Genomic DNA, 13075 nt, shown 5'->3' with positions numbered 1-13075 from the left:
GATTTAATGAAGAGATGAAGCGTAGAACAGACCGGAATATCATCTGTACAACTCAACATCATATGATCAGAGGAGTGGTAATCATGCTTAATATGTCATCGCGCAGTTATATTATATTCACACTTGTTATTAACGGTTTAATTCCGTGGGGCGTATATGTGTGGCTTTCCCCGTATGTAGGAGGTTTGGCTGCTTTGTCGATTGCGACCTTGATTCCTTTAGTAGATAATATCTTTCATTTTGCCAAGCACCGAACACTCGATGTGTTTGGAGGTTTAATGTTAATGACCTTTATTCTTTCCTTTGTGATGATCTTGTTGGGTGGCAGTGAGAAGATTCTTCTTTTGCGAGAGTCGATGATTACAGGTGTGGTAGGTATCGTCTTTCTAGGTTCATTATGTGCAGGCAAACCGCTTATTTATTATATCGCTAGTCGTTTTGCGACTATCACTCATTTCGAACAAAAATGGGAATATGCTTATTTTCGCAAAGTCATTCGAAATATAACGTTGATCTGGGGAGTTCTTCTGGTGCTAGAAGCTTGTACTAAAATAGTCATGGTCAACGAACTCAGTGTCACGCAGGTGCTTGCCTTATCCAGTATCGTATCTTATAGCTTTATTGGTGTAGCGATTGGAACAACGATACTTTATCGCCGTAGATCAGCAGTTCATATGAAGCATTTACAACAATCAATGTCTTAAATGATCCCTATAAAGAAGTCCTTCATCGTTGAAGGGCTTCTTTTTTAGGTGTATTTCCTCTATGATATTCACATTGTATATACAACAAAGATCGCATGACATGATCTACTTAAAGGAGAACGACTATGACCGAGCAGATTATCACAGTACAACAAGTCTTAATAGCAGATACGCCTAAAAGCTTTATCACTAGAGAATTACCTTCGATCGCTGTTGAACTGGCAGGTATTCCGGGAGATCGCCATTATGGATTGTTACGTCCTGCCGATTCCAGACAGAAAATATATAAAAAAGGCACAATGATTGCTAATCGTAGACAGATTAGTATTGTATCTTATGAAGATTGTGAACAGATTGCGATACGTATGAAATTACCAGAAATAAAACCCGAGTGGTTAGGAGCCAATCTGATGATCCGTGGCTTCGATCAGTTGACTCATTTGCCAGCAGGAGCACGATTAATTTTTCCTGATGGTACAGGTCTAATCTGTGAAGGGGAGAATCTACCATGTATTTTTCCGGGTAAAGTGATTGAAGAGGTATATGATATTCCCAAGTTACGTTCCAAATTTGTACCTGCTGCCCGCAAAGCAAGAGGTATTGTCTGTTCGGTAGAACGAGAAGGTAGAATTGCTCAAGGCGATACTGTGCAGATTATTACTGCTCATTTATAAAAAAACATAACTGATTGTGCTATGTAAAAATGACTTTTGATTGGACAGGAGCGCTCTTATACTACTAAGCGCTTACGGTATACTATAGAAATAACAACGATAGACCTGTACTACTTTCAGCAAGGAGGATGCCAACGTGAGTACCGAACTTCATTTGCCAACTATCGAATTATGGTGTGGAAAAACTGCTTTTGCTAAAGGGAAATCGTATTACCGTAATGGTAAAGTATCCTTTATTCAGTATGATCAATCATCTTCTGTGTACCAAGCCATTGTACATATTCGAGCGAAACTGACCGAGCAGGTTTCTTTAAATATAGATGAAGAAGGGGAAGTGTTTGCTCAGTGTACTTGTCCTTCTTTGTCCTCTTACGATCATTATTGTCAGCATATAGCGGCTGTATTGATCCATATCTATTATGCGCATCAGCAAGGGATTGTGCCGATCTTAATAGAGTCAGCGGTGAAGCCACAAGGGTTATCGATCGAACTACAACAAGAGATAGACCATCAGCAGGAAGCAGAACAGCTTATGCAGCAACAGCATGCGGATGCCGCGCAATTAACACAGCATTTGTTATCTTTATTTGCCGATAAAAAACAGCGTCCTAGTGGCAGTCGAGCCTACTTTGAGACGCGAACGACTCTTCAAGTGGAATGGATCTGTAAGCCAATTGCTTATGGTAATCGACAATATCGTATTGGAATAGAGATGAAAATAGGACCCAAGCGTCTGTATATTGTGCAACAGTTTATCGAATTTTTGGAATATGTGAAGCGCCGGGAAAGTTATTATTTTTCCAAAGCATTTACGTATGATCCTGAATTGCATAGCTTTACCCGTACAGATGACCGTCTTATTCAGCATCTACTGGATATTATGCAAGAAGAACAGCAATATGGAAGCTGGGAATCACAGGGTGTTGTAGCAAGGCAAAATCCTCGTCTGTTATTAATTCCTGCATCACACTGGCAGGAAATCTTGCAAGAATTGTCTCAAGCTTCTTCTACTGTATTGGAACATACCGGTCAGCCGTGGGGAGCAGTTGTACCCAGTGAAGAAGCATTGCCGATTCAATTTGAACTGGATCGTCATGAACCATTATCAGCAGATTCAATCAACTCTTCGCAGTCGTTAAGTGCACCACCTCGTTATGAACTGCATGTAGAAGGTCTAGAACACCTTATCGTCATGGAATGGTATGAAACGGTAATCTCTTATAGTCAGATTATTCATGTGCCTGAAAACGAGTGTCAGCGTCTGAGTGAACTTCAATCGGTATTGCAAGCTTCACCACAATATCGAACACACCAGACAATGACGATCCCTGAAGAACAATTAGAACCTTTTATCGAGCAAGTGATTCCCGGGTTAATGACATTAGGTCAAGTTCATATGACCCGTGCAGTCTCCGAATATATTGTACGCACACCGCTTCAAGCACGATTGTATCTAGATCGTGTACGTGATCGTTTATTAGCAGGCTTAGAATTCCAATACGGACAAGTCACCATCAATCCACTGGATATGCAAGGAACGCAATTGCCTGAAGGGCAGATTTTGTTACGAGATGGGAAGCAAGAAGAAGAGATTATGATGTTGCTAGATGAAGGTTCTTTTGTACAGACAGAAGGCGGGTACTTTTTGACCGATGAAGACGCTGAATATGAGTTTCTTTATCATCTGTTGCCCCGTTTAGAAAAGTGGGTCGAAGTCTATGCTACATCAGCCGTCAAAGCCAAATTATACAATCCTTTGTCTGCACCCAAATTAAAAGTAAATACCGATCCTCGTCATGATTGGCTAGAACTGACTCTAGAGTTAGATGGGATAGCAGAATCTCAGATTATTGAAGTGTTGAACTCCTTAAAAGAACAACGACGCTACCATCGATTACCTAATGGTTCACTATTACCTTTGGAACAACAAGAATTTCGCAAAATTATCGCTTTTATTCAGCAAACGGGTATGGCGAAGTCGATGCCAATGGATCAGTATCTGATCGACCTTGAGTCCAGTGAAGAACAGACCGGACAGTTGAAGATGCGTATGCCACTGATGCAAGGGTTAGCAGGGTTGGATCAAGAATCGCAAGACGAAAGTGTGCAGTTTGGCAAGTCTTTGCGATTATTATTGGAAAATATGCGTAATCCAGATCTACGGGAAGAAGCTGTGCCAGCGCATTTAGCTCCTATTTTGCGAGATTATCAGCAGTATGGTTATCAGTGGATGAGAACACTGGCTCATTATGGATTCGGTGGTATTCTGGCGGATGATATGGGGCTTGGGAAGACGTTACAAAGTATTACTTTTCTAGCTTCAGTCTTATCGGATATTCGGCAAAGTGGCAAGCCTGCATTGATTGTCACTCCGGCTTCGCTGATGTACAACTGGCAACATGAGATTCGGCGGTTTGCGCCAGAAATGAATATTTGTCTGATCGATGGTACCAAAACGGAACGGAATCGGCGGTGGTATCAATCGCTAAACCCTCAGACCAGTGATCAACCTGTAGTTGATGTGATTATCACATCGTATCCATTACTACGTCGTGATCTAGAACAAGCGCACCATTCTTCTTTTCACACGTTGATCTTGGATGAAGCGCAGACATTCAAAAATGATCTTACGCAAGTGGCGCGAGCAGTGAAGCAGATTCAAGCTCAGTATCGCTTTGCATTAACAGGCACACCGATTGAAAATTCGATCTACGAATTATGGGCGATTATGCATGTGGTATTCCCGCAGTTGCTAGGCGATAAAAAGTCATTTGCTGATCTCTCCAAAGAAGTAGTTGCGAAGCGCATCCGTCCTTTTGTATTGCGACGATTGAAAAAAGATGTGCTGAAAGAATTACCGGATAAGCAGGAGCATATGCTGGTGTCTGAACTTTTACCGGAACAGAAAAAACTATATGCCGCCTATCTAGCAAGGCTACAACAAGATGCACTGAAACATCTAAATGACAAAGCAGTTCCGCAAAATAAAATCAAAATTCTAGCCGGACTTACCCGTCTACGTCAGTTGTGTTGTCATCCGGCGCTATTTATCCAACAGTATCAAGGTGGGTCAGCCAAGCTGGAACAGCTGTTAGAGATTGTGGAAGAAAGTCTGGATGCAGGTAAGCGATTATTGATCTTTTCTCAGTTTACCGAGATGTTGGGGATTATCGGTCGGGAGCTTCAGCAAGCTCAAGTTCCTTATTTTAATCTGGACGGAAGTACACCTGTAGCGGAACGTGTAGAACTCTGCAATCGGTACAATGAAGGAGAGCGAGATATCTTTTTGATTTCGCTCAAAGCAGGAGGCACAGGGCTGAATCTGACAGGAGCCGATACAGTGATTCTATATGATCTATGGTGGAATCCTGCGGTAGAAGAACAAGCCGCCGATCGTGCACACCGAATGGGTCAGCAAAATACAGTGCAGGTCATTCGCTTAATCGCGCAAGGTACAGTCGAAGATAAGATGTATGAATTACAGCAGACCAAAAAACATTTAATCGACGAAGTGATCCAAGCTGGCAATGATCAACCAGCTTTAACAGCGTTAACCGAAGAAGAGATTCGCCAGATCTTAATGATCTGACGAATCTCTTTTTATAGTTAAGTGTGTATAACTTTAGTTGTAAGCAATCATTACGTATGCATATGCGTGTTTAGACCTTCTACACCTGCAATCACAATCGAATGATGAGCCAGTAGATCCAGATCATACGGAGAAGCTAACCGCTCGCCTGCTTCGTTATAAAGAATCCGAATAATAGGACGCTGAGTAATCGACTTATGAATATGAACAACAACACCTTTAAGACCATTGCTCAAAACCACCGTAAGACCGATCGGATAGATCGCAACACGACTTTTGAAAATTTCCATCATGTACTTATCATACATTGTTCCATAGCCTGCATATAAGACTTCCAATGCTTGATGAGGCAGTAGAGCAGAGCGATACACACGACTTGTCGTCAATGCATCATAAGAGTCTGCAATAGCGATCCATTTCGCATAGTCATGAATATCCGGTTCTGTAATTCCGCGCGGATATCCGCTTCCGTTCAATCGTTCATGATGCTGATAAGCACAATGTGCAGCAAGAAGAGGAATGCCAGGTTCGTCTTTTAACATTTTGAATCCGTATTCCGTATGAAGCTTAATTTCTTCATATTCCAGATCGGTGAGTCGTTCAGGCTTGGACAAAATAGAGCTAGGTATTCTGATTTTGCCAATATCATGTAACAGTGAACCAATACCGAGAACATGCAATTCTTCTGTGGAGTATCCGTGAACTTTGCCAAGTAAAAGGGTATAAATACATACATTTAATGAATGATGATACAAATATTGATCTTTGACATGAATATTCATTAACATGATCATCACTTCAGGATCGGTACTGATATCATTAAGGATAGAATCGACCACTCCTGAGAACGATCGTCCAATTAAAGGATAATTCTTTTTCTGAGCTTGAGGATCAATCAGACTGCGAAATCCAACCTGAATTTCTTGTAAAGCTTTGCGGCGTGTCTCCGAAGTGATAATATCTTCAACCACGATATCATCGGTATCAGCATCTTGAATATAGACATAATCTAGACCATGATTATGTAGTTTACGAATAATTCCGTTGGTTAATTCAGCATCTACAGAAAGGAGTACGACTCCTTCATCATTGTGTATTTTTTTGGCTAATCGCATTCCCGGCTGTAGGGAGGTAACAGGTATCAACCTCAATAGTAGTCACTTCCATCTATAATAGTTTAAGGTAACAATTCCACTTAGCTTATTAAGCGTAGAGTTTATAGGAGCGTCTTATTGAATCGTTCGACAATCATAATAAACAAGGTTAAAAAAACCTCGAACCAGCCGGATGGGTAAGTTTTCTTATGTTATTTCGGTTCGTGTCTATACGATGGAAGTATAATTTCAATAAGTGATACGTAATATACCAAATATGATAAAAGAAAATCACATTGGATTCCGCACAAAATGGGTATACTCATTATATCGACACTTCACACTTATTTAATAAATTATGTAAGCAAATTTGTGAGAAATTATAAAAAATAGTTCAAATTACAATTAAAAAAGTTTTTCACGAATCTACATGAATTATATAGGGATTTTTTAAAATGAACCAGAGAGATTATGGAAATCAATCACACAATTTTAGGAGGTTTTCACATGGATTTAGGATTGCAGGGGAAATCTGTATTTGTTGCGGCGGCTAGTAAAGGATTAGGCAGAGCCAGCGCACTAGAATTTGCCAGAGAAGGAGCAGAAGTGACGATTGCTAGTCGTGATCTTGAACAGTTGCAACAAGCGAAAGAAGAGATCGTTTCAGCAACAGGCGCAACAGTAGATATTGTACAAATGGATGTAAATGATGCTACACAAATCAAAGAAGCCATTGAACAGACGATTACACGCAAAGGTCGCTTAGACGTATTAGTGACCAATGCAGGAGGACCTCCTGGAGGAACATTTGCAGATATGGAAGATGAGCAATGGCAACAAGCTTTTGAGCAAAATCTGCTGAGTACTATTCGCTTGATCCGTGCCGCTTTACCTGCACTACAAGCAAATACAGGTGGACGAATCGTAAATATTGCTTCTTCCTCTGTCAAACAACCGATCGACGGCTTGATTTTATCGAATGTATTTCGTGCCGGTATTCAAGCATTGACCAAGACACTTTCTTCAGAATACGGGTCAAAAGGGATTCTAATCAATACCGTCGCACCCGGACGTATCGCTACAGACCGTATTATCGAACTAGATAGCAAACGTGCCCAATCTCAGCAGATATCTGTTGAAGAACTACAAGCGCAAGCTAATGCACAGATTCCACTTGGTCGAATGGGTACACCCGAAGAGTTCGCACGAATGGTTGTCTTTTATGGTTCTTTTGCAAATACGTATGTCACTGGACAATCCTTAATTGTAGATGGAGGAACCATCAAAGCTATATAAATAGAATATAAAATATGGATCAGATATCCGTAGATTCTTTATATTCGTAACGATACAGGGAGAGATCGACTATCGGATGGAGACCAAATGAAATTCCTTCTTCTTCAAGTAACATCTGCTGAAGAAAGCGAGATTCATCGTCTGCGATAGCGATCTCTCCTTTAATATTCACCACTCTATGCCACGGAAGATGATGCTTCTCGCTCATCGAATGTAAAATGCGTACTACTTGTCTAGCTCCGCGTGGACTTCCTGCTTCTGCCGCAATCTGCCCATAGGTCATCACTTTTCCATAAGGAATAGCTTGAATAATATGAATAACACGTTCAGTAAATGGTTGCATATAATCCTCCTATATCATTCTCTTGTATATAGTTATTAAATAAGTAAATTCCTCAGGTCTAAATACAGACACCAAAAGTCGTTTTTGTCTACATAATATGTCGAAAATTGTAATAAATACACTTTTTTTATAATAAAAAGATTGATTTTTAGATATAATGGGTATAAAGTCTTATACAATAAGAGAGTCAAAGGTACGAAATAAAGAATATAAGATATAAGAAAAAAGTCGTGTTTTTGCTGATATTTATCATTGTTCATCAAATTATATATATATGTAATCTAAAGGAGACCGGAAAATGTCTATTTTCTCACCGAAAAAATCAAGTCTTTCACTTCATTCCCTTGTTGAAGAAAGCCAAAAAATTCTAACCCAAATTGATCAGCAAAAAGAATTACCACAGTTAAAAGTAACTGACGCTTCACCTGAAGTACAAGCATTGGTTACCCATATGAATCAAGCGTTAGAAACACTATACAATCAGAAAAAAGATATTTCACTACGTTTGGATCTAGTGACTGAAGCGATTCAAGTCGGATTATGGGATATGAATGTCGTTGCTGGTGATCCAGTGAACCCAAGTAACAAATTTACATGGACAGATGAATTCCGTCATATGATCGGCTACCGTGACGAAAATGATTTCCCGAATGTATTAGATAGCTGGGCATCTCTACTTCATCCTGAAGAACAACAATTTGTACTAGATGCTTTTGCAGCGCATTTACTAGATCACTCCGGTCGTACTCCTTATGATATCGAATATCGTCTGAAATTGAAAAATGGACAATACCGTTGGTTCCAAGCTACAGGTACAACGATTCGTGATCGTCAAGGTGTGCCTTTACGTGTGGCTGGAGCTCTATTCGATATTCATGACAAAAAGTTAAAAGAACAAGAGTTACAAGCGCTTGTTACTCGTTATGATCTGATTAATAAAGCATTGATCGAAGCACCGTGGGATATGGAAGTGATAGCAGGCGATCCAGTGAATCCCAATAATGCATTCTGGTGGTCCCCACAATTTCGTTCAACACTGGGCTTCCAAGATGAGAAAGATTTCCCTAACGTATTAAGTAGTTGGAGTGATCGTCTACATCCTGAAGATAAAGAGTATTCTTTGAATGCTTTTGCAGCCCATTTGAATGATCATACAGGACGCACACCGTTCGATGTAGATTACCGTTTACAGTTGAAAAATGGAGAATACCGTTGGTACCATGCAGGTGGCGCAACGATTCGAGATAGCAAAGGATTACCGGTACGTGTAGCAGGAACGATTCGCGATATTACGTTTGAAAAAAATAAAGATATCGTTGTGGAAGGCATGAATAACCGTATGCAACAATTGTCTCAATCGATCAGCGAAATGACAACAGCGATGGCATCCGTATCCGAACAAGCGCAAGAAGTAGCTTCGGCTCAAGAGAAATCGACTGAAGCCGCCAATGAAGCGAAAAACAGTGCAGACGAAACCAAAAACATTTCTACCTTTATTCGTGAAATTGCGAACCAAACGAATTTGTTAGGACTCAATGCAGCGATCGAAGCCGCACGTGCTGGCGAATTGGGTATGGGATTTGCAGTAGTCGCCGATGAAGTTCGTAAGTTAGCGGTAAATAGTGCTTCTGCTACCGAAAATATCGAAACCAGCTTAAGCGATATGAAAGAATTGATCGAACAGATTCTAGAGCATATTGGTAATATGACGACGATGACACAGACCCAAGCCGCGTTAACTCAACAGGTAAATGCGTCGATGGATGAGATTAATCATATGGCAGAGTCTCTTGTTGATTTTGCGAAACAAATTTAAGTGTAGATGAAGAGAGTTTTACGGTAGTCTATGTATATAGCATAAACTAACAGAAGAGTACTCTTTTTATTTCTATAGATGTTCAAAAGATACTCAAAACAAAAAGACCTGTACACCGACCACTTTTCACAAAGTATCGGATACAGGTCTTTTTGATATTTATTCAAATCATATTAAAGGATGAAATTATACTTGTTGTACTTTGAGCAAGTTGGTATTACCAGATTGTCCAATTGGCACACCAGCAGACAATACGATAACATCGCCTTTGTTGATGTAACCTGTGTTGATGGCATTACGTGTAGCAGATTCGAACATCTCATCAGTAGTGCTTACAGCATCGCCTTTAACCGGGATCACACCAGACAATAGACATACTTTAGCCATTACTGAATCATGTTGAGTGACTGCAAAGATAGGTGCTTGTGGACGGTATTTGGAGATCATACGAGCGGTAAATCCACTCTCTGTTGAAATAATGATCGCTTTAGCCGCTAGTTCAAGCGAAGCACTTACCGCACTCTGGCTGATCACTTCTGTGATGTTGGTAGAGTGTGCTGCTCTTTTTTTAGAAAATTGTTCGTAGTAGTCGATCATCGTCTCTGCACGTTGTGCAACAGCTGCCATCGTTTGAACCGATTGTACAGGATACTTACCTGCTGCGGATTCACCAGACAACATGACTACGTCTGCGCCTTGCAATACTGCATTCGCTACGTCACTGACTTCTGAGCGAGTTGGACGCGGGTTCACTTGCATAGATTCCAACATATGTGTAGCAACGATAACAGGTTTACCTGCTAAGTTACATTTATCGATCATTTCTTTTTGCATCATGGGTACGTCTTGAATCGGAACTTCAACCCCAAGATCACCACGAGCAACCATAATACCGTCAGAAGCAACGATAATATCATTCAGGTTAGTCATACCTTCTTGGTTTTCGATTTTAGAGTAGATTTGAACATGTTCTGCATTGTTTTCAGCTAAGATTCCACGAATTTCGCGAATATCGTCGCCTTTACGAACGAAAGAAGCAGCGATCATTTCGATATTTTGCTCTAATCCGAAGTGAATATGCATAACATCACGTTCTGTTACCCCTGGCAAAGTCGTGTGAATACCCGGTAAGTTTACACCTTTACGAGGTTTGAGTGTACCACCGCTAATAATATCGCAGTAGATATCGTTTCCTCTGATTTCACGTACATTCAGATCCACCAGACCATCATCAATAAGAATGCGATCTCCTGCTTTAACAACTTCATTTAATTCAGAATAGTTTACACCGATACGTTCAGCATCGCCCAAAATTTCATCTGTTGTCAAAATCAATTGCCCGCCTGCACGTAATTCGCAGGAAGCTTCTCTTAATTTACCGATACGGACTTCAGGTCCTTTGATATCCATCATAATTGGAACAAATGTATTCAGTTCAGAAGCAGCTTGACGTACATTCTGGATACGCATCACATGATCTTCTAATTCACCATGAGCCATATTCAGACGAGCTACCGTCATACCCGCTTTAATCATTTCTTTTAACATTTCTACAGAATCACAAGCAGGTCCCATCGTACAGATAATTTTAGTTCTAAGCATTGGTTATCCTCCTAGAAGCGATTTTATTTAGTATACACTTGAATGATTTTCGCACAATCAAATCGATTCATATTTCTTTCAATAAACTTGATTGTACGAAAATCATAATCAATTTCGTGATTATTCTATATGCGATAAAACACTTTTCATAAATTATTGTACCTGTAATAAACACAGTATGCTATGAACTATAGTACAATTAGTAGACTATAGTACGCTAAAATACAAAAAGTGATGTCGGAAATGCTCATATTATAGGATTGAACTTGCGATAAAGGAGAAAAGATGCACATGTTGGAGATTGTTGATATACAGGAGCATGACAAGGTAGATTGGTATGAGAAAGAGCCATGTAGAGGACAGATCTATTGCCTTAGTCTGGTGACTTATGGAAAATGTGTATATTGGGTGAATGAGCAAAAGCAGATTATTGAAAAAGGAGAAATGCTACTTATTCCTGCTCATCTTGCATACTATGGCAAAAGTATTCCTACTATGATGCACACTAAATTAGTCATTTATTTCCGTGTGCAACAAGCAGATTTGGAATTATCGATTTTGCATCAAGCCGAGCCGTTAAGACTCAAACTAGGCTGTTATGATCTTATTCATGAAAAGCTAAAAGTGATTATTTTGCAATGGACAGAGCATACACCGTATTACGAATTGATGACACAGACGTTGTTAATGCAGTTATTAATTGAAGTCAGTCGTGAATACGATCAGAAGTTAATCAGTGCAGACAAACATCAATTAGTCGATATGATGAAGCACTATATTCAGCGTAATTACAACCATCGTATCACCAAAGAACAATTAGGTGAAGTGATTGAGCGAACACCGAATTATGCCGCTAATCTGTTTAAAAGTGTTACCAATCAGACGATCAGTGACTATGTCCATCATCAGCGGATGAAGCGTGCGGTGTATATGTTGACAGAATCTCAATTAACGATTGCAGAGATTGCTGAATTTTTGGGCTATCGTGATTTGTCTTACTTTTATCGTGTATTCAAGCGCATGATGGGGACTGTTCCTTCTGAATTGATGCAAGATCGTCCACCGATTTTATAACTAAAATATACGCACTACAATCGTTCACGAGTCTGTTTTGGCGAATGACCGATTACTTTTTTGAACATTTTAGAAAATAAAAAGGGATCTGTGTACCCGACTGAACGTGAAATATCGCTGATTGATAATTGACTATGATGAAGTAACTCTAACGCTCGTTTCATTCGGTATTCGATCATAAATTGCTGAAGCGATACGCCAAGTTCTGCTTTGAACAGACCGGATAAATAGGTACGATCCAGACCGACAGAAGCAGCGATATCCAGTACACTAATCTTCTGGCTGTAGCTATTTTCAATATATTCAATCGCTTGTTGCAAATAACGTTCTCTTGAAGGAGCTACCCGTAATGGAGTAGTTGATGCAGGAGCACAAGCTATTAATTCATAGATTAACTGATACAACATACCTTGCGCATAGACATCTTCGCCCGGTTCATTATAAGCGGCTAACAATTGATCATAAAAATGCTCAAACCATGACCGTCCCTGACTATCATACACAGGATGATCAAGTGTAAGATGCGCCCGTTGCATTAATGATTTGGCGTTGATCCCTTTAAATCCAATCCACGTATAGACCCACGGATCATCTGCATCTGCTTCATAATTCATAATCACATCTGGAAAAATCAGAAACCCTTGCCCTGCGGTAAGATGATATTCTCGCTCTTGAATCCGTAGAACACCTGATCCTTGATGAATATAGTGAAGAATATACGAATCTCTAACACCGGGGCCCCATGCGTGATTAGCCGTACATTGTTCAGTTCCAAAAAATAATAGGTTCAAATCCATAGGTGGGTAAGATACCGAATGAGTGTAATGCGTATACGGTAAATGGTTAAGCAACATCGTATCGATTCCTTTCCAAAGCACAATCG

10 protein-coding genes are annotated in these 13075 nt (G+C 40.0%); 6 read left to right on the top strand and 4 right to left on the bottom strand.

Annotated elements, in window-relative coordinates:
- The first annotated feature begins 83 nt into the window (after positions 1–83).
- The 3 genes from RCP16_RS17760 to RCP16_RS17750 all read left to right on the top strand — a co-directional run bounded on the left by RCP16_RS17760 (position 84) and on the right by RCP16_RS17750 (position 4967).
- Entirely contained in the window at positions 84–704 is a 621-nt protein-coding gene (locus RCP16_RS17760; protein WP_308640959.1) for a VC0807 family protein, read from the top strand.
- A gap of 125 nt (positions 705–829) precedes the next feature.
- Positions 830–1378 (top strand): MOSC domain-containing protein, encoded by a 549-nt coding sequence (locus tag RCP16_RS17755; protein WP_069329715.1) that lies wholly within the window; start codon positions 830–832, stop codon positions 1376–1378.
- A gap of 136 nt (positions 1379–1514) precedes the next feature.
- A complete protein-coding gene (locus RCP16_RS17750) occupies positions 1515–4967 on the top strand; it encodes a DEAD/DEAH box helicase (RefSeq protein ID WP_308640958.1) in 3453 nt (1150 codons plus the stop codon).
- Positions 4968–5017: 50 nt separating this feature from the next.
- Here RCP16_RS17750 and RCP16_RS17745 read toward each other — a convergent pair whose 3' ends face one another.
- Positions 5018–6082: an HD-GYP domain-containing protein gene (locus RCP16_RS17745; RefSeq protein ID WP_308640957.1), complete on the bottom strand. Its 1065-nt coding sequence runs from the start codon at positions 6080–6082 to the stop codon at positions 5018–5020.
- Between the two features lie 486 nt (positions 6083–6568).
- Here RCP16_RS17745 and RCP16_RS17740 point away from each other — a divergent pair, with 486 nt between their 5' ends.
- Complete coding sequence (locus RCP16_RS17740) at positions 6569–7357, top strand: SDR family oxidoreductase (RefSeq protein WP_308640956.1); 789 nt, start codon at positions 6569–6571, stop codon at positions 7355–7357.
- 19 nt (positions 7358–7376) lie between these two features.
- Here RCP16_RS17740 and RCP16_RS17735 read toward each other — a convergent pair whose 3' ends face one another.
- Positions 7377–7700, bottom strand: coding sequence for an MGMT family protein (locus tag RCP16_RS17735; RefSeq protein ID WP_273592949.1), 324 nt, complete (start codon positions 7698–7700; stop codon positions 7377–7379).
- A gap of 304 nt (positions 7701–8004) precedes the next feature.
- Between RCP16_RS17735 and RCP16_RS17730 the strand changes: the two genes are divergently transcribed.
- Positions 8005–9516 (top strand): methyl-accepting chemotaxis protein, encoded by a 1512-nt coding sequence (locus tag RCP16_RS17730; RefSeq protein ID WP_371748238.1) that lies wholly within the window; start codon positions 8005–8007, stop codon positions 9514–9516.
- 186 nt (positions 9517–9702) lie between these two features.
- On the opposite strand, the gene pyk is transcribed toward RCP16_RS17730, so the two are convergent.
- On the bottom strand, positions 9703–11118 hold the full coding sequence (gene pyk / locus RCP16_RS17725; protein WP_069329703.1) for a pyruvate kinase: 1416 nt from the start codon (positions 11116–11118) through the stop codon (positions 9703–9705).
- A gap of 291 nt (positions 11119–11409) precedes the next feature.
- On the opposite strand from pyk, the gene RCP16_RS17720 reads away from it, so the two are divergent.
- Entirely contained in the window at positions 11410–12192 is a 783-nt protein-coding gene (locus RCP16_RS17720) for a helix-turn-helix transcriptional regulator (protein ID WP_137224579.1), read from the top strand.
- A gap of 14 nt (positions 12193–12206) precedes the next feature.
- On the opposite strand, the gene RCP16_RS17715 is transcribed toward RCP16_RS17720, so the two are convergent.
- Complete coding sequence (locus RCP16_RS17715) at positions 12207–13070, bottom strand: AraC family transcriptional regulator (protein WP_308640954.1); 864 nt, start codon at positions 13068–13070, stop codon at positions 12207–12209.
- Positions 13071–13075: the final 5 nt, after the last annotated feature.

This window comes from Paenibacillus nuruki (assembly GCF_963311185.1).
Lineage (GTDB): Bacteria > Bacillota > Bacilli > Paenibacillales > Paenibacillaceae > Saccharibacillus > Saccharibacillus nuruki.
The sequence above is the reverse complement of the archived record's forward strand: the minus strand, read 5'-3'. Positions and strand labels throughout refer to the sequence as shown.

What these genes read in the sequence shown, in the direction of transcription:
- RCP16_RS17760 (WP_308640959.1), top strand. Translation starts at nt 84, where the DNA reads ATGCTTAATATGTCATCGCGCAGTTATATTATATTCACACTTGTTATT.
- RCP16_RS17755 (WP_069329715.1), top strand. Translation starts at nt 830, where the DNA reads ATGACCGAGCAGATTATCACAGTACAACAAGTCTTAATAGCAGATACG.
- RCP16_RS17745 (WP_308640957.1), bottom strand. Translation starts at nt 6,082, where the DNA reads ATGCGATTAGCCAAAAAAATACACAATGATGAAGGAGTCGTACTCCTT.
- RCP16_RS17740 (WP_308640956.1), top strand. Translation starts at nt 6,569, where the DNA reads ATGGATTTAGGATTGCAGGGGAAATCTGTATTTGTTGCGGCGGCTAGT.
- RCP16_RS17735 (WP_273592949.1), bottom strand. Translation starts at nt 7,700, where the DNA reads ATGCAACCATTTACTGAACGTGTTATTCATATTATTCAAGCTATTCCT.
- pyk (WP_069329703.1), bottom strand. Translation starts at nt 11,118, where the DNA reads ATGCTTAGAACTAAAATTATCTGTACGATGGGACCTGCTTGTGATTCT.
- RCP16_RS17720 (WP_137224579.1), top strand. Translation starts at nt 11,410, where the DNA reads ATGTTGGAGATTGTTGATATACAGGAGCATGACAAGGTAGATTGGTAT.